Annotated in this window: 16 protein-coding genes; 4 read left to right on the top strand and 12 right to left on the bottom strand. The window is 69.2% G+C overall.

Translation table 11 applies throughout. The features are described from left to right. Positions 1–269 precede the first annotated feature (269 nt). Positions 270–662 (top strand): TraR/DksA family transcriptional regulator, encoded by a 393-nt coding sequence (locus tag BLU09_RS28165; protein WP_090492898.1) that lies wholly within the window; start codon positions 270–272, stop codon positions 660–662. Positions 663–704: 42 nt separating this feature from the next. Here BLU09_RS28165 and BLU09_RS28160 read toward each other — a convergent pair whose 3' ends face one another. The 8 genes from BLU09_RS28160 to pgeF all read right to left on the bottom strand — a co-directional run bounded on the left by BLU09_RS28160 (position 705) and on the right by pgeF (position 9,511). Further along, the gene (locus tag BLU09_RS28160) at positions 705–1,286 is read right to left on the bottom strand and encodes an ExbD/TolR family protein (protein WP_090492896.1); all 582 of its coding nucleotides are present in this window, start codon (positions 1,284–1,286) and stop codon (positions 705–707) included. Between the two features lie 3 nt (positions 1,287–1,289). Continuing rightward, complete coding sequence (locus BLU09_RS28155; RefSeq protein ID WP_090492894.1) at positions 1,290–1,811, bottom strand: ExbD/TolR family protein; 522 nt, start codon at positions 1,809–1,811, stop codon at positions 1,290–1,292. 19 nt (positions 1,812–1,830) lie between these two features. Then, a complete protein-coding gene (locus BLU09_RS28150; protein ID WP_186817955.1) occupies positions 1,831–2,568 on the bottom strand; it encodes a MotA/TolQ/ExbB proton channel family protein in 738 nt (245 codons plus the stop codon). A 160-nt stretch (positions 2,569–2,728) separates the two neighbouring features. Then, positions 2,729–5,299, bottom strand: a complete 2,571-nt coding sequence (gene topA, locus BLU09_RS28145; RefSeq protein ID WP_090492890.1) for a type I DNA topoisomerase — start codon at positions 5,297–5,299, stop codon at positions 2,729–2,731. An 11-nt stretch (positions 5,300–5,310) separates the two neighbouring features. Next, positions 5,311–6,432 (bottom strand): DNA-processing protein DprA, encoded by a 1,122-nt coding sequence (locus tag BLU09_RS28140; protein ID WP_090492884.1) that lies wholly within the window; start codon positions 6,430–6,432, stop codon positions 5,311–5,313. 140 nt (positions 6,433–6,572) lie between these two features. Next, positions 6,573–7,778, bottom strand: a complete 1,206-nt coding sequence (locus tag BLU09_RS28135; RefSeq protein ID WP_186817954.1) for a LysM peptidoglycan-binding domain-containing protein — start codon at positions 7,776–7,778, stop codon at positions 6,573–6,575. A 26-nt stretch (positions 7,779–7,804) separates the two neighbouring features. After that, positions 7,805–8,665 carry a tetratricopeptide repeat protein gene (locus BLU09_RS28130; protein WP_090492882.1) on the bottom strand — a complete coding sequence of 287 codons (861 nt, stop codon included), beginning with the start codon at positions 8,663–8,665 and terminating at the stop codon, positions 7,805–7,807. A gap of 84 nt (positions 8,666–8,749) precedes the next feature. Further along, positions 8,750–9,511 (bottom strand): peptidoglycan editing factor PgeF, encoded by a 762-nt coding sequence (gene pgeF / locus BLU09_RS28125; RefSeq protein WP_090492881.1) that lies wholly within the window; start codon positions 9,509–9,511, stop codon positions 8,750–8,752. 178 nt (positions 9,512–9,689) lie between these two features. Between pgeF and BLU09_RS28120 the strand changes: the two genes are divergently transcribed. After that, positions 9,690–11,627: a GGDEF domain-containing protein gene (locus BLU09_RS28120; RefSeq protein WP_090492880.1), complete on the top strand. Its 1,938-nt coding sequence runs from the start codon at positions 9,690–9,692 to the stop codon at positions 11,625–11,627. Between the two features lie 4 nt (positions 11,628–11,631). On the opposite strand, the gene BLU09_RS28115 is transcribed toward BLU09_RS28120, so the two are convergent. The 4 genes from BLU09_RS28115 to BLU09_RS28100 all read right to left on the bottom strand — a co-directional run bounded on the left by BLU09_RS28115 (position 11,632) and on the right by BLU09_RS28100 (position 17,762). Then, positions 11,632–12,225 (bottom strand): SGNH/GDSL hydrolase family protein, encoded by a 594-nt coding sequence (locus BLU09_RS28115; protein ID WP_090492879.1) that lies wholly within the window; start codon positions 12,223–12,225, stop codon positions 11,632–11,634. Between the two features lie 22 nt (positions 12,226–12,247). Next, complete coding sequence (locus BLU09_RS28110) at positions 12,248–13,729, bottom strand: trypsin-like peptidase domain-containing protein (RefSeq protein ID WP_090492878.1); 1,482 nt, start codon at positions 13,727–13,729, stop codon at positions 12,248–12,250. Between the two features lie 97 nt (positions 13,730–13,826). Beyond that, positions 13,827–15,416, bottom strand: a complete 1,590-nt coding sequence (locus BLU09_RS28105; protein ID WP_090492877.1) for a glycoside hydrolase family 57 protein — start codon at positions 15,414–15,416, stop codon at positions 13,827–13,829. A gap of 27 nt (positions 15,417–15,443) precedes the next feature. Next, on the bottom strand, positions 15,444–17,762 hold the full coding sequence (locus BLU09_RS28100) for a DUF4912 domain-containing protein (protein WP_244172078.1): 2,319 nt from the start codon (positions 17,760–17,762) through the stop codon (positions 15,444–15,446). A gap of 253 nt (positions 17,763–18,015) precedes the next feature. Here BLU09_RS28100 and BLU09_RS28095 point away from each other — a divergent pair, with 253 nt between their 5' ends. Both BLU09_RS28095 and BLU09_RS28090 read left to right on the top strand, forming a co-directional pair. Beyond that, on the top strand, positions 18,016–21,267 hold the full coding sequence (locus BLU09_RS28095) for a glycosyltransferase family 4 protein (RefSeq protein WP_090493000.1): 3,252 nt from the start codon (positions 18,016–18,018) through the stop codon (positions 21,265–21,267). Between the two features lie 99 nt (positions 21,268–21,366). Continuing rightward, positions 21,367–23,382: response regulator (locus BLU09_RS28090; protein WP_143043210.1), on the top strand; the 2,016-nt coding region annotated here is incomplete at its 3' end.

Genomic DNA, 23,382 nt, shown 5'->3' with positions numbered 1-23,382 from the left:
GCTTCCTCCAGGCCCGCGCCGCGCGGCGTCCAGCAACTGTTAGCAGGACTGACACGCCCTGGCCCAGCGTCGATTCAACCGTGTGCGACCCCACGCTCTCGCTCCGGATTCGCGCATGGCCGGCCGCCCACCGACCCACCTCCGCCTCCCGCTGGAAGGCGCGGTTTCCCTACCTGGGTTGCACCCCTACGTTTCTCGCGTTCGCCGCTCGGGGGCGGCCTGCATCCGGGCGAGCGCCACTGAACTCGTAGACTGGGAGGACCGAAGCCATGGCGACCCGCCGAACCCTGGATCTGAACCGGATCCGCGAACTCCTGCAGCGCCGCCGCCGGGAGATCCTCAGCGCCAACGAGGGGGCGCACCGTGAACTCACCGCCCTGAAGAACCAGGAGCGGGACCCCGAATACGAAGAAAACGCCCAGTCCGAGCTGGCCGACTACACCCTCTCCAGCCTGATGGAATCGCAGCGGCGCGAAATCATGCTCATCGACGCGGCGCTGCGCCGCATGGAGATGGGCGTATTCGGCGAGTGCGTGGACTGCGGCTTCGAGATTCCCATCGAACGCCTGGAGGCCCTGCCCTTCGCCATCCGCTGCGAGGAGGACGCCAGCATCCACGAACTCGAGACGCGCGGCGGCCCCATGGCCAGCCCGTCTCTCTGAGGCGATGCGAGCGCGCGCTCCCGGTGCCGCCCCGGGGGCGTGCTACTCGCCCTCTTTCTGGAGCACCACGAAGCGGTAGTTCTCCAGCTCGTTCTGCCCCGCCGTGTAGAGCACGGTGAGGAGCATGTCGTAGGGAATCTTCTTGTCCGCGATGACGGACAGCTCCCCGCTGAAGGGCGCCGACGGGTTGCGCGCGGCGATGTATTTCAGCTTCTCCACTTCCTTCTTCAGCTGCGCATCCAGCGGCAGCACCAGCCGCCCCTGGAGCATGTCGGCCGGGAACTGACCGTTCTGCAGCCGCAGGACCTCCCGCTCACCCACCAGCACATTCCTGGGTGTAATCGTGACGGCCACGGTGTCCTTGGGCGTGGCGCGCGTGGAGGACACGGGCGGACGCACGTCCTCGGACGCCGTCACCGCCGCGGACGACGAGGCGAAGGACTTGAGCAGGAACACCAGGAGGATGGTCATCATGTCCATCATCGCGGTGATGTTCAGCTCCTTGATCTCCCCCGCCGCCTCGCGCTCCTTGCGCTTCTTGCGTGCCAGGGCCCGGCGGTAGCTCAGCCGCGCCACGGCTTCCGCGTCGGGCGTGTTCACGGCGGATGTCGTCGGGTCGGCCATGGCTCAGATGGCTCCCAGGGTGACGTCCGGGAACAGCAGCCGGCGCTCGCGGCCCTGCGTCTCACGGATGGCGTCCAGCGTCTGCGTCAGCGTCTCGTAGGGGACGTCCGGGTCCGCGCCCACGATGACCTTCGTCTCCTTCGGGAAGGCGGACTTGATCTCCACCATCTTCGCGTTGAGCGCGGAGAAGTCGTGCGTGCCGTCCGCCTTCACGGGGATGGTGGGCGTCCCCGCCTCTCCGAGGATGGCGTTCTCGCTGCTGACGAAGTGCCCCTTCTTGGAGATGAGCACGGACAGCGTCAGCTTCGGCGCATCGTCCGGGTTCTCCTGGGCCATGCCCGTCGTCGGCGCACCATAGGCGGGGGCGTTGACGTTGATGATGCCGAACGTCGCCAGGCCGGTGATGGACAGCAGCATGAAGATGATGAGGTTCATGAGGATGTCGAGGTACGGGACGATGTTCAGCTCGCCCGCCTCTTCTTCCTCACGAACCTTCAGCTTGCGCCGGGAGTAGTGGAACGCCATGGCCGCGTGCCCTTGCGCTCTACGACGCGCGCGCCTCGAGCTCCGTGGTGGCCGGGTCCACGGAACCGCGGCGCGACAGGAGGTTCTCCAGCTTGAGCGCGTTGAGCTCCAGCCCCTCCACCATGCTCTTCGCGTACGACGTGAGGAACAGGTGGAAGATGATGCAGATGACGGCGATGGAGAGCGCGAAGGCGGTGTTGTTCATCGCCTTGGAGATGCCGTCCGACAGCAGCACCTGCTTCTGCTCCGCCGGCACGTTGCCCAGCGCCTGGAAGGTGCCGATGAGGCCGAAGATGGTGCCCACCAGCCCCACCAACGTGGCGATGTTCGCCAGGGACCACAGCCAGGGGATGCGCTTGGACACGTTCGGGCTGTGCTCGACGATGGCCTCTTCCACCGCCTTGGAGACCTCAATCTCACCGCGGTTGGCGTTCACCAGGCCCGCACGGACCACCTTGGCCAGCGGCGCGTTGGGCGCCATGGCGCACACCTTCACGGCGCGGTCCAGGTTGCCGCTGCGCACCAGCTTGGCAATCTGCTCCATGAAGGGCGGCGCGTTGAGGTTGTAGCGGAACACCAGGGTGACGATGCGCTCCAGCGCGACCGCCAGCGAGCACGCCAGCCAGAACAGGTTCACGAACATGAACGGTCCGCCATCCTTGAAGAACTTGATGACGGAGTCCGTGACGCCCAGCTTGCCCCCTTCCGTGGCCGCGAAGGTCACGTCCAGCAGCAGCTCGCTTACCGAGGGAATCATTGCGCCCAGAGTCCTTTCGACGCCCGCCCCCCGGGGCGCGCCCATCCGGCGGCGGGCACCCGTTCGACGTTCCCGGGGAGGGAGCAGCCTGGACTTCTAGGGCGGGCCCGCCAAGGCTGTCAAGCCGAGGGCGGGCCATGCCCATGTAACTACTGGGCTTTCAAGCAGCCGAGGAGGCTTCGGGTGACCCACCCGGGCCCCCGGGCTGCTCGGTGATTTCGCGCCGGTAGTCGCACTCCTTGTTGGGGCACGCCACGTACGGGCCGTCCCGCTTGGAGAACTTCTGGAGCAGGTAGGGGGACGCGCAGGTGGGACACGGCTCGGCCAGCGGCCGGTCCCAGGCGGCGAACTTGCAATCCGGGTAGCGGTTGCAACCGAAGAAGATCTTTCCGCGGCCGCTGCGGCGCTCCGTCAGGTAGCCCTCCTTGCACTCCGGGCACGCCACGCCAATGGAGATGGGCTTGGACGTCTTGCAGTCCGGGTAGCCGGAACAGGCCAGGAAGCGCCCGAAGCGGCCCCGCTTGATGACCATGGGCTTGGTGCACTTCTCGCACACCTCGTCGGTGGTCTCCTCCTCCACCATGACGATCTTGCCCTCGGCGTCCCGCTTGAAGTCCTTCGTGTTCTTGCAGTCCGGGTAGTTCGAGCACGCGAGGAAGTGCCCCATCTTCCCGAACTTGATGACGAAGAGGTTGCCGCACTTCTCGCAGGGGATGTCCGTCTTGATCTCCTCCCGCTTGACGTCGCGCATCTCCGCTTCGGCCTTCTCGAGCGTCTCCTTGAAGGGCCCGTAGAAGTCGTGCAGCACGGACTTCCAGTTGGCGCCGCCCTCGGAGATCTGGTCGAGCTTCTCCTCCATCGTCGCCGTGAAGGTGACGTCCAGCTCGTGGGGGAAGTGCTTGACCAGCATCTCGTTGGTCATGTTCCCCAGGTCCGTGGGCCGGAAGCGGCCCTCCAGCTTCTCCACGTACTTCTTGTCCTGGATGGTGGAGAGAATGGCGGCGTAGGTGGACGGGCGGCCGATGCCGCGCTCTTCCAGCTCCTTCACCAGCGTGGCCTCGCTGAAGCGCGGGGGCGGCTGGGTGAAGTGCTGCTCGTGGAGCAGCTTCTGGAGGTTCAGCGCGTCTCCGTCGTTGAGCACCGGCAATTCGCCCACGGCGTCGGCGCCCTCGGCGTTCTCGTCGCCGGCGGCCTTGGCCTTCTCCTTCTCCGCCTCTTCCTCCGGCGTCAGGCCGGCACCGTAGACCGCCAGGTAGCCGGCGAACTTCAGCGTGCTGCCGGAGGCGCGGAAGGTGGCCCGGCCCGCGGCGATGTCCGCGCTGGTCTGGTCATAGACGGCGGGCTTCATCTGACACGCGACGAAGCGGTTCCAGATGAGCTCGTAGAGGCGGTACATGTCCTCCTCGCCCATCGCCTCGAAGAAGGGCTTCACCCGCTCCGGCGGGTACTCCAGCGACGTGGGCCGGATGGCCTCGTGCGCGTCCTGGGCGCTCTTCTTGGTGCGGTACACCATGGGCTCGTCGGGCAGGAAGTCCTTGCCGTACTTGCCGTCGATGAACTCGCGCACCTGCTTCACCGCGTCGTCGGACAGACGGGTGGAGTCCGTACGCATGTACGTGATGAGCGCCGTCTGGCCCTCGTCACCCAGCGGCACGCCTTCGTAGAGGCGCTGCGCCAGCGTCATCGTCTTCTTTGCGGTAAAGGACAGCCGGTTGGCCGCCTCCTGCTGGAGCTTGGAGGTGATGAAGGGCGCGGGCGCGTTGCGGCGGCGCTCGCGGCGGTCCACCTTGGCCACCGAGAAGCTGGCCGTCTGGAGCTCGGCGACCAGGCCCTCGGTGATGGCGCGGTCCTTCAGCTCCACCTTCTTGCCGTCCACCTTGGACAGCTTGGCCTTGAACGGCGGCGGGCCGGAGGGGCCCTCCAGCAGCGCGTCCAGCGTCCAGTACTCCACGGGAACGAAGGCCTTGATTTCGTCCTCGCGCTCCACGATGAGGCGCACCGCCACGGACTGCACGCGGCCGGCGGACAAGCCACGGCGCACCTTCTTCCAGAGCAGCGGGGAGATTTGATACCCCACCAGCCGGTCGAGGATGCGGCGCGTCTGCTGCGAATCGTAGTTGTCCTGGTTGAGCTGGCGCGGCTGCGCGATGGCCTCCTGGATGGCCTTCTTGGTGATTTCGTTGAAGGTCACCCGGAGCGCGTCGGGATGCGCCAGCTCCTCCTTGATGTGCCACGCAATGGCCTCGCCCTCGCGGTCGGGGTCCGTGGCCAGGAAGACGCGGTCGGCCGACTTCGCCATCTTCTTGAGCTCGTTGAGGACCTTCTCCTTGCCCTTGATGACCGTGTACTCGGGCTGGAAGTCGTGCTCCACGTCGACGCCCATCTTGCTCTTGGGCAAGTCCTTCACGTGGCCCACGGAGGCCTTCACCGTGTAGCCGGAGCCCAGGTACTTCTTGATGGTCTTCGCCTTGGCGGGGGACTCCACGACGACCAGGTAGTGCGGGCCCTTGCCACGGGGCGTGGCCTCCTCCTCCGCGTCTGCTTCCACGGTGGGGAGCTCGTCCTCGTCGCCCTTCTTGGTGCGGCGGCGGGCCGCCGTCTTCTTGGCGGCGGTCTTCTTCTTGGCCGCAGGCTTCTTCTTGGCGGCCTTCTTGGCGGCGGCCTTCTTGGCGGGCGCCTTCTCCTCGGCCGCCTCAGTCTCTTCCACCTTCTTCTTCGTCCGCGTGGCCATGACTCTCCTACCTAGATTCTCTCGTACAGCCTTCCGGGGTGCTGGATGACCAGTCCCGTCAATTCCAACTCCACCAGCGCGCTGGCGAGCGCCGCCGGTGAGAAGGTGCTGCCGACCAGCACCTCGTCGAAGCTCCGGGGAACCCGGTCCAACATCGCGAAGGCCCCCTTCGCTTCCGCGGAGAGGTCCTCCCATGAGCCCATCGTCCCAGGAGGAACCGCCGCCAGAGGGTCGACTTTCAGCACCCTCCACACATCATCCGGGCCCAGGCAAACCGCCGCCTCCCCGTCCCGCAGCAATGCGTTGCAGCCGGCCGCCTCCTCCTGGCGTACGTCACCGGGCATCGCGAACACCGGACGCCCCTGCGCCCGCCCCGCCTCCGCCGTGTACAAGCTCCCCGAATCCTTCCCCGCCCTCAGCACCAAGACTGCGTCGGATGCCCCGGAGATGAGCCGGTTGCGCCGGGGAAACGTCGTGGTGCTCGCCCGGACGCCGGGAGGCAGCTCGCTGAAGAACACGCCCCCTCGGTCCAGGAAATGAGGAAGCAGGCGGGCTTGCGCCGTGTCGAGTGCATCCAGGGCGGACCCCAGGAAGGCCCACGTCTCTCCCCCCTCATCCAGCGCGCCCCAGTGACAGGCCCGGTCCACCCCCGCCGCCGCCCCTGACACCACCCCCACCCCCGACGCCGCCACCTGCCGGGCGAAGCGCCGCGCGAACGGCAGGAAGCCCTGATCCGGATGACGGCTGCCTACCATGGCCAGCCGGCGCCGCGGCAGCCCCGGCACGCCCCGGTAGAAGAGCACCGGCGGCGCATCCTCCACCTCCGCCAGCCGCTCTGGATAGGCCGCCTGCCCCTGGAACGCCACCTTCATGCCGGACGCCCGGCAGGCTTCCCACACCCGCCATGCCACCGGCGCCAGGTGCTCTACGGAGGCGAGCTTGCGACGAACCTGTGAGGAAACCGGCGCCTGGGACACCCAGTCTCGCACCGGAGTCGCGGCGAGCGGCGCGAGGCTTCCGTCCGCGAACGCGCGCAGGGCGGCCAGCGTCCTCGGCCCCAGGCCGGGAACGGCCCAGAGCGCGAGGCATGCCTGCTGCTCCGCCGTGAGGATGTCCGTCTCAGCGTCCGCCATACCCGTCCCCCGCTCGATACCCACCTATATAGAAGGTGGGGCCGCTGGGAGGGGCGCGACACATAAACACCGGACCGCCACCGGTCAAGGACTCAGCCCCTCCATCCGAGGGGCCCATTGCATTTTTCCTGCCGCGCCGCTCAGCGGCTGGCCGAGGGCGACGAGCCCGCGGCCATGTGGGCGCGGTCGCCGGGGACCAGCTCCTCCAGGGAGCGGGTCATGAGGCAGTTGGAGGTCCGCTCCTTGACCTCGGTCACCATGCACGCGCCGATGTTCCGCCAGGGGAAGGACTGCTCCTCCTTGGACGGCTTGCGCACGTCGTGGCCCAGCACGTGGCGGGACGGGTCCCCCTTGCGGAGGATGGTGAAGGTGTTGCCCAGCTCCACGCCATCCGCGCTGCCCTTGTCCACGACGATGCTGTGGTTCTCACCCAGCACCGTGAGGTACGGCACCAGCGCGGTGATGACGGTGCCGTCCACCTGCTTCGCGTTCGGCTTCGGCGCCACGCGCTCGGTGAGGCGCTCACCCACGGGGCCCACCAGGTCGCCACGCTCGATGCCGTCCCACGTGTCCATGATCTGCGCGGTGACGATGCCGTCGCCCACGCGCTGCACGCGCAGGGTGCCCACGAAGTCGGTGAGGAAGCCCAGCGGGCGCCCGGTCACCGGGTGCTTCACGGCCTGGGTGGTGTGGTAGACGACGTAGCGGTCCCCCACCTTCACGTCACCCTTCCGCTTGAAGCGCACGTAGACGCTGTCCGGGAAGGAGAGCATCACCGCGTTGGAGGGCGAGCCCTCGATGCGGCCGGCCTCGTCCAGTTCGCGCTGGGTGACGAAGCCCTGCGTCGTCACGGGGACGGAGTTGGCCAGGTCGACGCCAATCTTGCCCGTCACGGTGACCTGGTCGTTGGAGGTCATCTCCATGGGGGCCGTCACGTCGCCCTCGTCGACCACCATCTCCGTCACCTGGGTGGGGACCTCCTCGCCCGCGGCGAAGAAGCGCACCTGGTTGCCGGGGTAGATCCAGTGCGGGTTGGCGATCTCCGGGTTGTAGGACCAGACCTTGGGCCAGTACCAGGGGCTGCCCAGGTAACGCTGGGACAAGTCCCACAGCGTGTCACCGGACTCCACGGAGTGGACCTCACCGGGAGCGCTCTCACGGCCCCGGGGCGCGCCGGGCGGAAGGGTGACGGAGGTCGGCGGCGCGGAATCGGGCGCCTCGTCCATCACCTCGGCGCCGCCCATCTCACCGCCCGTGTCCTGCTCTTCCTCGTTCTCCTGCTGGGCGTACGCGGTGGGCGCGACGGCGAGGCTCAACATCAGCGAGGTGAGAATCCGGGAGCGCATCGCGGGACGTCCTTTCGAAAGAAGCATCACTGGGGGATCGCGGCGAGCCGCTGTTCCGCCTGGGTAGCAGCCGCCGTCCCCGGGAACTGGGTGACGACGCGGGTGTAGAGCACCTTGGCATCCGCGGACTGGTTGAGCCGCATCCGGCACTCGGCGAGCCGGAGCATGCCGTCCAGCATGGCGTCCCCGGCGGGATACTTGTCGATGAGCCGCTCGAACGTCTTCGCGGCTCCCTTGAACTCGTTGAGGCCAATCTGGCCCAACCCGCTGAAATAGAGCGCGTTGTCGGCGCGCGGGTGACGCGGGTTCTCATCGGCGAAGCGGCGCAGCTTCTCCACCCCGCCCTCCACGTTGCCGGTGCGCAGCATGTTCACGGCCTTGTCGAACTCCGCGTCGAGCACGTCGGGGTCCTGCTGCGCCCCCGCGTCCTCGTTCGACGCCATCATGGTCGCGGCCGACGCGGCGCTCGCCGACGCGCCGGACCCTTCGTCTGGCGCGGGGCTGATGAACATCTCCATCTGCTCGTCGTCCGGCTCCATCACCGCCACGGCGGTGGGCAGCTTCGGCGCGGGCTCATGGCGCGGCTTGAGCTTCACCACCGCCAGCTCCGGCGTGGCGCCCAGCGACTCCTGCGCGGACGCCTCCACCTTCACCGGAATGGGCCGCGCTGACGGGCTCTCACTCGAAGCCCCCGCGCGCGACACGGCGTCGTGCGCCTCCAACCGGGCCACCCGCTCCACCAGCCGCTCCTGGGACGCGCGCAGCGTGCGCAGCTCGGAGCGCAGCGCACTCACCTCCGCCTCCGAGGAAGCGGTGGTGGCGCAAGCGCCCAGCGCACACAGGGGCGCGGCGGCGAGCAGACGGAAGATGACGGAGCGCGCGGGCACGGGCCTTTTTCAGCAGAGGGGTCTCCCCGAGGATAGGAAGGCCCGTCGGAGAGCGTCAAGAAATCGGCCCCCCACACGGGGAGGCTAGAAGCGGTGTACCACGTAATTGAGGTGCCGCCCCGTCCGCCCCGCGTCCCGCCGGTGGGAGAAGAAGCGCGTGGGATCACACGCCGTACAGGCCTGTAGTACATCGACGTGGGCCCGCTTGAGCCCCGCCCCCACCAACGTCTGACGCACCGCGCGGGCCAGGTCCAGCCGCGGCTTGCCTTCCACCCACCGCACCACTTCCTCCCCGAAGCGCGCGCTGAAGCGCTGCGCCAGCTCCTCCGACACCTCGTAGCAACAGACCTGGATTGACGGCCCCACCGCCGCCAGCAGCCGCTCCGGCCTCGCACCGCGCGCCACCAGCACCTCCACGGCGCGCGCGCTGATGTCCGCGTCCGTCCCCCGCCAGCCGGAGTGCACCGCCGCCACGCTACGGCCATCCGGGTCCACCAGCAGCACCGGCACGCAGTCCGCCGTGCCCACCGCCACCCAGCTTCCGGGTGCCTGCGTCCACAGTCCGTCCGCCTCGCCCTCCGTGGGGCGCAGCCCCTGGGCCCCCTCCCCGCTCCGGGCCTCCACCACGCGATCACCGTGCACCTGCGACACGCGGCTCAGCGCTTCGAGCGGCGCGCCAGCGGCCTGTGCAAGGCGGCGGTGGTTCTCCTCCACGCGCGCCCGCTCGTCGCCCACGGAGAAACCCAGGTTGAGTGACGCGTAGGGCCCCTCCGAACAACCGCCAGCGCGGGTGGTGAAGCCGTGTGGCACCGGCAACAGCGCGGAGGTGAGAAACTCGGTCGCCATGGAATCTCCAGGAATCCACCTGATTGATGCACCAGGAGGTGATCCAGCGTCAGCGCAATCGTAGGATGATTTCACCGCTTCGTTTGACAGGTAGCGTCAGCCACCTGACAATTCATGGACCGTCCCAACTCCGTGAAACCCGTCCGAAACTCCGCGCTCGAGAGCCGCGAGCACCCGTATGCCCCTGGGTCCCGACACCGTTGGTCGCAAGCTGCTGTGGAGCATCGCCCTGCCCGGGTTGCTCGTGGCGCTGCTGGGCGTCGGCCACTTCTGGCGTGAGGCGCGGGTCGCGGTCCAGGACGCCACCCAGGTGGAGTCGCTGGCGCTGGCGGAGTTCGTCGCATCCACCTTCACCCTCCCGCAGGCGCGCGGGGCTCCGGCCCATGGCGCGGTGACGGAGGTGATGCGCTCCGACACCCGGCTCTTCCGCTCGGTGGAGGACGTCCGGGTGCTGACGCCGGATGGGCGCATCCTCTGGTCCCGCCGCTCGGGTGAAGAAGGCACGACGCACCCGGAGGCCGCGCGGCTGACGGCCCCTGGCCCGGAGCGGGCGCGCTCGGTGGCGCAGATGACGGAGGTCATCCGTCCCCTCGGCGGGCCCGAGTGCGCCGGCTGCCACACCTCCGGCGACGTGCCGGGCGCCAGCATCCTGCAGCTGCGCATGGCGGAGCCGGCGCTGCACCAGCAGCTGTCGTCCGTGTTCGGCGCGGCGCTCGGCTCCATGGGCCTGTTCGTGGTGCTGCTGGCGCTCATCACCGGGCTGGCGCTGCACTTCGTCCTCACCCGCCCGCTGCGCAAGCTGAGCGTGGCCATGCGGCGCGCGGAGGCGGGCGACCTGCTGGTGCGCGCGGAGGCGCGAGGCACCGACGAGCTCGCGCAGTTGGGCGCGGCCTTCAACCAGATGCTGGCGCGGCTCACCTCCATGAAGGCGGAGGAGATCGACACCCACCGCGACCTGGAGCTGGTGAAGGAGAAGCTGGCCCTCAAGGACGAGCTGGAGGACCGCCTCAAGGAGCTGTCGCTGCTCTTCGACGTGGCGCGCTCGCTCAACGCCACGCTGGAGCTGGATGAGCTGCTGGACGCCGTCACCCGGCTGGTGACCGAGCGGCTGCGCATCCCCGAGTTCTCCATCATGTTGATGAACCCGGAGGGCCTGCTGGAAATCAAGCACGCCTGGCCGGAGGGCCGCGGCGCGGAGGGCCTCACCTTCGCGCTGGGCGAAGGCGCCTGCGGGCGCGCGGCGGAGACGCGCAAGTCCGTGTACCTGCCGGACACGTCGGACCGCTCCAGCGTGTTCGCCAAGCCGGACCTGGTGAAGGGCGGGCTGAACAGCGGCGCGCTGCTGGCGGCGCCCATGGTGCACATGGAGACGCTGCTGGGCGTGATGAACTTCCAGCGCCCCGAGGTGGCCAGCTTCTCCGCGGAGGAAATCGAGCTGCTCAACGCGGTGGCGGACGTGGTGGCCACGGCGGTGAAGAACGCCCGGCTGCACGCGGAGACGGTGAAGCTCACCATGACGGACCCGCTCACCGGCGTGCCCAACCGCCGCCACCTCTTCCAGCGCATGGAGCTGGAGCTGGCGCGTTCGAACCGCTTCGGCACCCCGCTGGCGCTGCTCATGGTGGACGTGGACCACTTCAAGCGCATCAACGACCTGGCCGGCCACCGCGTGGGTGACGAAACGCTGCGCCGGGTGTGCGACGTGCTGCGGCTGCGCGTGCGCAAGGTGGACACACTGGCGCGCTACGGCGGCGAGGAGTTCGTCATCCTCCTGCCCCAGACGAACAAGGCGGAGGCCATGGAGGTCGCGGAGAAGCTGCGCCGCGCCGTGGCGGAATCCGTGGAGTTGGTCCAGCCGGGCCTGCCGGGCAACCACGTCACGGTGTCCATTGGCGCGTCGCACTTCCCCTCCGACGCCTCCGCCCAGGAAGAGCTGGTGGACTGCGCGGACGCGGCGCTCTATTTCAGCAAGCGCACCGGCCGGAACCGCACCACCCAGTACGAGGCCGGCATGGAGCTGCACCCGGGCCGCGAGCGGGGCCCGCACACGCCCACGGCCGAGCCTCCCGCCGTGACTGCCGCTCCCAAGCCTCCGGGTGGCGTGGCCAAGGCATAGGCGCTCAGCGGCTCACGAGCGTCTGCGCCGTGGGCAGCAGCAGGTCCGCCCACTCCTCATAGCCATCGGCCGACGGATGGAAGCCGTCGTCCGAGAAGAAGTGGGGGCTCCTGGGAATCATGTCCTTGCTCGCCGCGAAGAGGTCCACGTGGTGCATGCCGTGCACCCGGGCCACCTCCGCGATGGCGGCGTTGAAGGGCTCGATGCGGCCTTCGTACAGCGCCGCGGGCACCAGCCGCGCCACCGGAGCCAGCGCCAGGTCCGCGAGGTTCACCACCACCAGCGGCGCCCCGGTCTGCTTCAACCTTCGCGCGATGCGGTCCAGGTCGTCCTGGAAGTCCTCCACGGGCGTGCCGCGCCAGAGGTCATTCGTCCCGATGCCCAGCGTCACCAGTGTGGGCTGCGCGGCCACGGCGCGCTTCACCTGTCCCGTGAAGACGTCACGGATGCGCGCGCCGCTCTGCCCCAGGTTGGTGAGGCCCACGGGCAGGCCAGCAGCGCGCAGCCGGGAGGCGAGGCGCTCGGGATAGCCCCCTCCTCGCGCCGCCCCTACGCCCACGGCCGTGCTGTCTCCAAGCGCGACGTAGTTGACGCTCATCCGCCGCTCCCACGCTCCGGACTCACGGCACCCGCAGGGCGCGCAGGTTGCGAGCCCCGCCCGGCGCCGTCACGCGCAGCAGCAAGGTGCTCCCGGACGCGGCGCCCTTGATGATGCGGGCCAGGGCGTCCGCGTTCTCCACCTTCTTGCGGTTGGCCTCGATGACGACCATGCCGGGCTCCAACTGCGCGCGGTCCGCGGGCGAGCCGGGCACCACATCGGTGATGAGCGCGCCGCTGCTGTCCGTGAAGCCGGCCTGCTGCGCGGTGCGCGCATCCAGGTTCTGGAGGCTGACGCCCACGCGCCGGGAGCTCTCCTGCTGGTCCTCCGGCCGCTGCTTCGCCGAGGCCACGCCCTCCAGGTCCGGCCGCGTGCCGAGCGTCACCTTCACGTCCTGCTTCTTGCCGTCGCGGTAGAGCGTCAACGTGGAGGTGCTTCCGGGACGCTTGAGCGCCACGGTGCGCGTCAGCTCGCCGCTGGAGGTGACGGTCCGGCCGTCGATGGCGGTGACGACGTCGTCCTGCTTCAGGCCCGCCTTCGCCGCGGGAGAAGACGGCATCACCTGCGTGAGGATGGCGCCTTGATTCACGGAGAGCTTGAGCGCGCTGGCCAGGTCCCGCGTCAAGTCCTGGATGCCCACGCCCAGCCATGCGCGCGTGACGGCGCCCTCCTTCTCCAGCTGCGGCAGCAGTGAACCGATGAGATTGCTGGGCACCGCGAAGCCGATGCCGGAGCCACCACCGACGATGGCGGTGTTGATGCCCACCACTTCGCCCTTCATGTTGAAGAGCGGGCCGCCCGAGTTGCCCGGGTTGATGGCCGCGTCCGTCTGGAGGAACTCGTCGTACTGGCTGGCGCCAATCTCACGCGCCCGCGCGGAGACGATGCCCAGGCTGACGCTGGAGGCCAGACCGAAGGGGTTGCCAATGGCCACCACCCAGTCACCCACGCGCAGCGCATCCGAGTCGCCCAGCTTCACGGTGGGCAGGTTCTCCACCTTCTCCTTGAGCCGCACGAGCGCCACGTCCGTGAGCGGGTCCCGCCCCACCACTTCGCCGCTGAAGCTGCGTCCGTCATCCAGGCGGATGGTGATGCTGACGGCATCCTCCACCACGTGGTTGTTGGTGAGGACGACGCCCTTCGGGTCGATGATGAAGCCGGACCCTGCCCCTTGGCGCAGCGGCTCGCGGCGCTGACGGCCGCCCTCGCGGCCTCCACCGAAGAAGCGCTCGAAGAGCGGGTTGTCCTCCATCCCCCGCGGAACGCCGCCCCCTCGGGCCTGCACGTCCACGTTGACCACCGCCGACTTCACCGACTCCACCAGCGGCGCCAGCGACGGAAGCGCCTGGGCCTCCCGTGTCGCGGGCTGGAGGACGTTCCCGGCGCCCGGCTGGGTGGCCGCGGGCGGCGACTTTGGCGCCTGCGAGACAGCAACAGCGGGAGGCAACGCGACCAGGAGCGCGGCGACGAGCGCCTTCCGGAACGAGACGGTCGAACGGTTCATATGCAGACCAAGCTAAAGCCGAAAACCTGCCCCGCAAGCCAAACCGTCTGTCGTGGCGACAGGAGGACACATCACCCCACCCTGCTCCCCTCTGGCCTCAGGCAGGCAGATAGAGGCGGTAGTCCAGCTCTGGATAGAGGTTGTCCCGCCCCTCCACGAGAGAGAGCCAGCCCTCGTCCAGACTGCCGCCGCGCAGCTGCTCGTGCAGGCGCTGGAAGCGCAGGATGTGCTCGCGCGTGCGGCGCTGGGCGTACTCCACCATGGTGCCCGTCTTCATGATGAAGGCCCAGTCGGAGGACTGGGCGAGCAGCAGCTCCCTGGCCGCCTGATTGAGCGCGCGACGTTGCAGCTCACCGGCATCCGGGAAGTCCCGCGCCAGCGCCACCATCTGCTTCGCGCAGTGGTTGAGGTGGCGGTAGATCCAATCATTGCTGCCGTCGAGCCACATGTTGGCGTATCCGCCCGCGCCCCACGAGGACAGCGGCGGCGTCGCCACCTGATTCTCCGGGTGCTCCCGCAGGTCATCCAACGGCGTCACCAGCCGGAACGTCTTCTGGTCATACGCGACCTTGCGGATGAGGAAGTCGAGGAACTGGGGCCCCTCGAACCACCAGTGGCCGAAGAGCTCGGCGTCATAGGGCGCGACGACCACCGGCGCCCTGCCGCCCAGGCGCGAGGCCAGGTCTTCAATCTGCCGTTGGCGGTTGAAGAGGAAGTTGCCCGCATGCACCGAGGCCCGCTCACGCGCGGCGAGCGGATCGTACGGGCGCTTCTCGTTCGTCTTCCCGGTGATGCGGAAGTACTTGAAGCCGGTGTTCTTGCGCTCGCCGGTGGGCTGGATGAACGGGCGGATGTAGTCCAGGTCCAGGTCCCAGCCGATGTCCCGGTAGAACTCGCGGTAGTCCGGGTCGCCCGGGTAGCCGTGCTCGGTGCTCCACACCTGCTGGCTGCTCTCCGGGTCTCGGGCATACGCGGCGACGCCCGCCTCGGTGAAGACGGGTGCGTAGGGGCCATGCAGGGGTCGGGGCACGGCGTCCGTCAGGCCGTGCGTGTCGACGAAGAAGTAACGAATGCGCTCGCTGGCCAGCAGGCGCTCCAGGCCCGGGTAGTAGCCGCACTCGGCGAGCCAGATGCCGGCGGGGTCCCTGCCGAAGTGCTGGCGGTAGTGGTTCGCGGCCACCGTCACCTGGGCACGGACGGCTTCGGGCACCTGCTGCATCAACGGCAGGAAACCGTGTGTCGCGTTGCAGGTGAGGATGTCCAGGTAGCCCGCGTCCTGGAGCCGCCGGAACGCGGCGACGAGGTCGCGCTTGTAGCGGTCATGGAACGCGCGGCGCAGGGACTCGAAGTGGTCCCGGTAGAAGCGGGCAATGGGGCCGAAGGTGGCGTCATCTCGCGTCCGATGCACCTCTCTCGCGCCCAGTTCGCAGAGCAGGTCCAGCCGCCGTGCGTAGCGGCTCATCAGCAGCTCGTCGCGCAGCATGGAGACGAGCGTCGGAGACAGCGTCATCGCCAGGCGGAACGGGACGCCGTCCTCCGCCAGTCCGTCGAAGACCTGGAGCAGCGGGAGGTACGTCTCGGAGATGGCCTCGTAGAGCCAGTCCTCCTCGAGGAAGTCCTCATGCTCGGGGTGCCGAACGAAGGGAAGGTGCGCGTGGAGCACCAGCGCGAGGGAGCCCAGACTCATGGTCGTTCAATGTCTCCGTGCGGGTTTTCAGGAGCGGCCGTCGTCCGACGGCGGCTTCCGGGGAGGCGGCTCCGCCGCGTCGTGGGTGGCGTGGCCCTCGCGGGCCTCGAAGGAGGAAGGAGACGCCGTGCGGCGATGCGCCGCGCCCTCCGCACGGGACCGCGGCACTTCGAAGTAGCGGTGGTCCTCCTCCGCGTCGGCGTCTCCCCGCGCCCTGGCGTCGCTGCCCGGAACCGTGGCGCCGGATGAACGTGGCGGGGCCTCGAAGTAGCGGTGCTCCTCCTCGACCGAGGGGGGATGAGTACCGGCGCCGTGAGCATCCTTCGCGGTGGTTCCGGTTTCTGTGTGTGCCGACGTATCGGCGGCGCCCGACGGTTGAGTCGGAGCACCGAGGAAGCTTCGACCCGAGGCGCCTGTCCCCTGCGGAGGGGAATCCAGGTGGCGACGCTCCGATGCACCCGACGCCCGCTCCGGGGCGTCCAGGTAACGACGCTCCGAGGCGCCTGCCCGCTGCGGAGATGACTCCAGGTAACGACGCTCCGAGGCGCCTGCCCGCTGCGGAGATGACTCCAGGTAGCGCTGCTCCGATGCGCCCGGCGCGCGGGGCGGCGACTCCAGGTAGCGCAGGTCCGACGCTCCCGGAATGCGGCTTACGTCCAGGTGATGCGGATGCGAAGTCGCCGCACCTTCCGCATAGCGGAGGTCCGACGCACCCGGAATGCCCTTCACGTCCAGGTAGCGATAAGGCGAAGCGCCGCTGACCGGCGAGCGAGTCGCACCGCCTTCCGCGTAGCGCAGGTCCGATGCCCCCGGGATGCCCTTCACGTCCAGGTAGCGGTGCGGTGACGTGTCACGGCCTGCCTGGCGTGCCGCGCCGCCTTCCGCGTAGCGCAGGTCGGATGCCCCCGGGACGCCCCTCACATCCAGATACGCACGGGGCCCTTGCCCCCTCCCCGCCTCGCGAGCGTCCCCTCCCGCATAACGCATATCCGAAGCCCCCGGTGCACGGCCCAGGGTCTCCAGGTAGTGCGACACGGGAGCAGTCACGGGGCCACGCACCTCGCGCGCATTCCGCTGCGCCGCGACCGACAGATAGCGCTGGTCCGAAGCCCCAGGCACGCGCTCCACCGAGTCCACGTACCGTAGGTCCGAAGCCCCGGGCACGCGCTCCACCGACTCCACGTACCGCTGGTCCGAAGCGCCCGGCGCTCGCGCGGGGCCCTCCAGGTGCGCCTCCGTTATGTCCCTGCCACGACGCTCCCTGTGGACTTCCGGCACATCCAGCACGCCACCACTGCCCGGCAGGTTCACCCGGCGCCACGACACGTACTCGCGCTCCTCTTCCGGTGGCGGCGCTTCCACGACCGCCGCGGGAAGCGCCGCCTCGAGCGGAGGAACTCGAAGGAAACGCACCGTCAAATCCGTGGAGACGCCCGCGGGAGGCAGCATCACGCGGTTGCTCGAAGCACCGATGCGGCAGCTCCGCCCATCACGGCCGACGAAGTGCGCCTCCACGCGATACGTCCGCCCCGACGGCAACCCTTGGATGTAGAAGCCGCGAGCCTCCACCGCGAAGTCCAACTCCCGCTCCATCTGTTCATCACCGAACACACGAAGCACGGTACGCGGCGCCTCCAGCGCATCCTGCGCCCGCAGCAGGGCCCCCAGGCTGAAGTCCCAGGACACGAAGAGCGTGTGCGGGTCCCTGGGCAACAGGAGGACGGCGTCGTCCTGATACCCCTCCGGCAGCTCACCCAATCCCTCGGCATCCACGGGGGGCGGCGGCGAAACCGGCGTGCGCTCCACCAGATGGTGGCTGCGCGCCTCCTCCTCGCCAGCCACGCGCGCCACGAAGAAGCCCTCCTCCACGGGCTCCGCGGGCTTTTGCACGGGCGCGGGCCGTGTGACGGGCCGCGGCACCGGTTCCGGCGCTGGAACGAGCGGCCTCGTGACGGAAGGCATGACGGGCGTCACCGGCTCACGCGGCCGTTCCACTCGGGGCTTGGGCGGGAACGTGACCACCTTCGCGGGCTTGACCGTCGGCTTGCTCCCGGGCTTCTCGGAGGCCCGCTTGGCGGCCACCCGCTTGGGCGCGGATACCCTGCCCTGGTCTCGCGCGCCGCCGGCCTTGGGCTTCGCGGCGGCCGGGGTCCTCGACGTCCGAGGCGCCTTCGCGGCGTCAGGGGTGGGCGCCTTGGCCTTCCTGGGGGCGGGGGCCCGGGCAGGCGATGCAGCGGGTTTCGCGGCCGAGCGCTTGGGAAGCACTCGGATGCCCGCCAACCGGGCGAGCTTCGCCAGGGCGGGGACATAGGCGGCCAGGGCTGCGAGCAGCTCCTCTTTTTTCATACGACTGTAGCCGCTCCCCAGGTGCTTCCGTGCCAACTCCCTGAGGTAGCTGACCGTCACGCTCTTGAGGTCTTCCATAGGCAAAGCCGGCCTTTAGGTCGCTGGTCGTAGAGGGTCAACGTGCCAGCATTACATGTGTTCTTCGCCCGACCCCCTTTCTCGTTTCATCACCCGATGACACTCAGGGGGCGGCTAGGTATCCTGCCCACGCTTGAGCGACCTGCCCAGACTGCTCCTGTGCAGTTTCGACGTCATCCCCGGTCCGTCGGGTTCATCCCGGCGTTTGACCGAATACTTGAAGGCGTTGCCGGACCGCTTCTCCGTGGTGGTGCTGTCGGCGAAGACGCCTGACCACTCCCACATCGAGAAGTACCAGGGCGCCCGGCTGCTGCGCGTCCCGGTAGGCTCGGGGGACCTCGCTTCGCGCATCCAGGCCTTCGAGCGGGCCGTGCGCCGGCAGCTCGAAAGCGAGGACTACGCGCTCGCCCACTTCACGGACCCCTTCGGCGGATACGCATTGTGCGAGCTAAAGGGAGACTACGGGTACCGGCTCATCTACGAGGCCCAGACGTTCCCCTCGCAGGAGCTGCGGTACACCCACCCGCAGACGGAGGGGGACCGGCGCTTCCTGTCGAAGATTCGCAGGCAGGAGCTGTTCTGCCTGATGAACGCGGACCTCGTCGTCACCGGCTCGGAGACGACGCGCGCGTACATCCAGTCGCTCGGCGCCAGTGAGGAGCAGGTCCGGGTGCTGCCCGCGCCGGTGGACCTCCAGCCCTTCACGCCCGAGGTGCTGGGCGCCCCGGACGGCGAACCGCTCCGGATGATGTACCTGGGCAGCCAGGTGGGGTGGCAGGGCCTGTCCACGCTGCTGCGCGCGGTGGAGGTGGCGGCCCGGAAGGAAGAGGTGCGCCTCACGGTGGTGGGCGCGCGCCACGCGGACTGGCAGCCGCACCTGGATGACCTGGTGAAGGAGCTGGGCCTGGGCGACCGGGTGGAGTTCCAACCCCCGGTGCACCACGATGACCTGGCCAAGGTGCTCGCGCTCGCGGACTTGGGCGTGCTGCCCATGGATGACGTGGAGCGCAATCGCGTTCAGGGTGGGCCGCTGGCGAAGGTGTCGGAGTACTGCGCGGCGGGCCGCCCCATCATCGCGGCGGACCTGCCTGTGACGCGGGAGCTCATCCCGGCTGGCGCGGGCGTCTTCTTCCCTCCGGGCGACAGCCAGGCCTTGGCCGACCGCATCATCGAGCTGGCGCGCGACGTGAAGCGCCGGGTGGAGCTGGGCCAGGTGGCTCGGGCACACGCGGAGGCGGCGCTCGACGCGGGGCTCATCCGCGGCAAGCTCCTGGACCTGTATGACTCGCTGCTGGAGAAGCGGTCGGAGCCCGTCTCCACCACGAGCGAGGACAACCTGCCCGCGCCCACCACGGTGACGGGAACGCCCACGAACCGGCTGGCGGCGCTGCTGCCTCCCGAGCCCGCCCCCACGGCGGCACCAGTCTCCAAGAAGGCGCCGGAGCCTCGAAAGGACAAGGACGCGCCTGCCGCGGGGCGTGCGCGCGAAGACCTGCCGCTGGTCATGGGGCAGGTGCTCGACGAGGGGCTCGACACGCGCCTCATCAAGACGGAACTCGAGACGAATCCCATCGAGCCGCCCGTGGTGATGGGGGCGCCGCTGCGAGAGCGCTCCGCAGCGGCCGCCGATGCAGCGACCACCACGGTCCGCGAGAGCGAGGCCTCCGCGTCCAGCGTGCCCGGCAACGACGCGACAGCGGAAGGTTCCGCGCACGACGCGAGCGACGACGACGATTCCGAAAGCGCGCTTCCCATCGTTCAGGCAACGGAGGTCGAAGACGCGGACGAACCCCCGTCGCCGCCCCCCATCGTCAAGGCGCCGGCTCCGTCAGCGCAGGCCTCTTCATCGGTGAGCGACGGTACGAGCGAGCACGCGGCGACGACGCCCGTCGTGAAGGCGCCCTCCTTCTCGGGCCGGTTCTCCGCCGTGCAGAGTGGCGACAGCAGCGAAGCCTCGGGGGCAACGCCCATCGTCAAGGCGCCGTCGTCGTCAGGTCGGCTGCCTTCGGTGCTGAGTGACGACGGCAGCGGAGCCTCGGGGGCAACCCCCATCGTCAAGGTCCCGCCACCTCCAGGCCGGCCGCCGTTCTCCGTCAGCAGCGACACTGAGGAAGCCTCGGCGACAGCGATGTCCGCCAAGGGAAGCACCGCCTCATCGAGCCGCCTTTCATCCCCGGCGAGCACGGACGCCAACGAGGCCTCGGCGACGACGCCCGTCGTCAGGGTCCCCCCACCTCCGGGCCGGTCTCCTTCGCTCGTGGGCGCGGATTCCTGTGAAACCTCATCAGCGACGCCCATCATCAAGGCGCCCGCCGCGCTGAACCGGACGGACTCGGGCACCAGCGAAGCTGCCGGGGACTCAGATGAAGCCCCCGCGCCGACGCCGGTCGTCCGCAGCCCCGTCATCGAATCGCGCTACGAGCCCCCCTCGCACACGCCGGTGGTGCGCTCGCCCTACGACCGCCAGCGGGACGAACCACCCGCGCCGACGCCCATCATCCGCGTGCCCACCGAGCTGCTCCAGGAGCTCCTCCCCACTCGCACATCCAGCAGCCGGGGAACCGACTCCTCAAGCCGGCCGGAAGAGTACCCCACCCCTACACCCATCGTCCCCGCGCCCTCCTCGCTGTCGAGCCGGAGCATCTCCGCGCGAATGGAGACGCCCGTCGGACGGATGACGGCACTGACGCCACAGCAGCGGTCCACGAACACGGAACGGCCGCCGCCCATCTCCCGCCCGGGTGCCTCCGAAGCAGAGCGCCTGCCTCCCATCCGAGGAGGCGCGTCCGTGAGCACACCGGAGCGCCCGCCGCCGACCCTCCACCCGAGCACCTCGCCGCCGGAATCCGCCCAGCCCCCCGCCCTGCCTCCGCGCGCGGCGGCGCCCCCGCCCGTTCCCCTTCAGCGTCCGCCCCGGCTCCAGTCCGTGGACGGCCCCCCCCGGCTCGAACCCGTCAGCCCGCAGGCGTTCAAGGCCTCGGCCTCGGTCCCCGGCGGCGAGGACGAAGAGCCCGAGGAAATCTCCGAGGACGAAGCCCAGTCCATCGACGAGGGGGACGACGACAGCCACTCCCGCGCGCGGCCCCAACCCGAGGAGCCGGACGAAATCAGCAGCGACGAGGTGGAGGAAGCGGAGATTTCCGCCACCAGTGCAGCGCAGCTCATCGAATCGGACGACGACCTGGAGGAAGCCGACGCCGATGTGGCCCCCGAGCCACACGACGAAGGCCCCGCACCGGAGCCCGTTCCCTCGACGCTGAACCCGTGGTTCGCCCAGCTCGCACACGGGTACTGCCCCCCCGACGGAATCCGCTTCGACCGACACACGCCCCCGACGACGTTCCCCGGTCGCGACGAGCCCACGAACCCCGCCCATCCGGCCCCCTCAGTCCGTTCGGAAGTCGTCGTCCGCGGCAAGAGCTCGTGAGGCTGGCAACCGAGCGACTCCTGGAAACTTTCCAAGGGTCACAAGCGCCCGCTAGGATGTTCCGGTTTTCACAGCACTTTTTCCGGGACAAAGGGCTTCATGGAGCGTCGGGTCCTCATCGTCGAAAGCGAGCATGATTTTGCGCTCAGCATGGCCACCGTGCTCAAGGGCGCGGGCTACCAGACAGCCTTGGCTGAGACGGCGGCTGACGCGCAGCGTGAGCTGGAGAAGCGCCGGCCAGACCTGGTCGTCCTCCGCGCGGAGCTGAAGGATCAGTCCGGCTTCGTCCTCTGCGGCAACATCAAGAAGGGCAAGTGGGGTCAGAACCTCAAGGTCCTGCTGCTCTCCTCCGAGAGTGGCGTGGATGGACTGGCGCAGCATCGTCAGACGCCACAGGCCGCGGACGGCTACCTCGCCATCCCGTTCGAGATGGGCGAGCTGGCCGCCCTGAGCCACGGCATCGTGCCTCCGGGCACGGATGACACCGGCGCGTCGCTGGATGCCGCGCTGAACGGGACGCGCGAAGCACCGCCGCCCATGCCTCCGTCGCTCAAGGCCGCCGCGGGGGGCCCGCCAAAGCTGCCCAAGCGCGAGCGCCGCAGCGCGATGACGGAAGAGGACCGCGCGTTCCTCGACCGCACGTTCCAGTCCATCGCGGACCGCAAGGCGGAGCTGCTCGCCGAGTCCCGCCAGCTCAAGCGTCCGCCACCGCGGCGCGAGCTGATGGGCACGCCCGAGGGCAAGATCCAGATCCTCCGCGACGAGCTGAAGACGCGCGAGGCCCAGCTCGCCCGCCTCTCCGAAATCTGGAACGTGCGGGAGCGCGAGCTGCTCTCCGGCGAGGACCGCATCCACGAGAAGGACGTGGAGTTGCAGGGCCTGAAGATGCAGGTGGACGACCTGCTGCGCCGCTTCAACGAGGCCCAGCAGGCGACCATCCAGAAGGAGCGCGAGCACGGCGCCACCGTCGATGACCTGCTCCTCCAGAAGTTCTCCGCGGAGAAGGACCTCATCGAGGTCGTCGCCTCCAAGGAGAAGGACATCAACCTCCTGCGCCGGGAAGTCTCCCGCGCCGAGGAGGAGCTGAGCCGCCGCGCCGGCGAGCTGGAGCACGGCCGCAACGAGTACGACAAGCTGGAGAAGCACCTCGGCGTCGTCACGCTCGAGTTCGAGGTCAAGGAGCAGAAGCTCCAGGACACCATCCTCGCGAATGAAGGCGAAATCGCGCGGCTGACGAAGCGCGGTGACGACTTCGAGGCCGAGCTGAACCGCACCATCAGCGAGCGTGACCAGCGCTTCGCCGAGCTGGACGGTGAAATCCAGGCCCTCCAGGAGCGGCTGCAGCAGACCGAGCAGGAGCGCGACACCACCGTGCGCGGCCTGGAAGCCCGCGCTGCCCGTGCCGAGGAGCACGGCACCCAGGCTGACGCGGAAATCCACCGGCTCAACGCCGAGCGCGATGCGCTGGAGGCGAAGCTCAGCCAGCAGGTCGCGGACCTGGAGACGGACCTCGCGCGAACCACGGGCGAGCGCGACCAGCTCCGGCTGGACAAGGACGCCCAGGAGGCCGAGCTCACCCAGCGCATCGAGGAGCGTGACGCGAAGCTCGGCACGCTCGAGCGCGAGCTGTCGGAGACCATCGCTCGGAACGAGCACACCGAGGCGGAGCTCAACGCCAACATCCAGCAGCAGTTGGAGCGCATCGGCGAGCTCGAAGGCGAAGTCGAGGCTGTCAAGACGCACCTGGAGGACCGCGAGAATGAGCTGACCGCGGAGCTCCAGGCGCTGGGACAGGCCAAGGACGAGCTGGAGACGGACCTCAACGACCGGCTCCAGTCCCTCTCCCAGGCGAAGGACGCGCTGGAGGCGGACCTCTCCCGTCAGTTGGAGGAGCTGCGCTCCGCCAAGGCCGAGCTCGAAGCGGACCTCACCGGCCAGATTCAAGCGCTCACCTCGCAGCTCGAGGAGACGCAGCGGCAGCTCGATGACTCGCAGCGGACCGGCGAACAGCTCTCCGCGCGCGTGGCCCAGCTGGAGGACACCGTCTCCCAGCGGGAGTCCACCATCGAATCCCTGCAAGGGGACGTGGCCGCGCGCGACCAGCGCATCTCCGAG

Source organism: Myxococcus virescens, from assembly GCF_900101905.1.
In the GTDB taxonomy this organism is placed as follows: Bacteria; Myxococcota; Myxococcia; order Myxococcales; family Myxococcaceae; genus Myxococcus; species Myxococcus virescens.
Note: the sequence above shows the minus strand (reverse complement) of the source record. Positions and strands in the feature narration are given on the sequence as shown.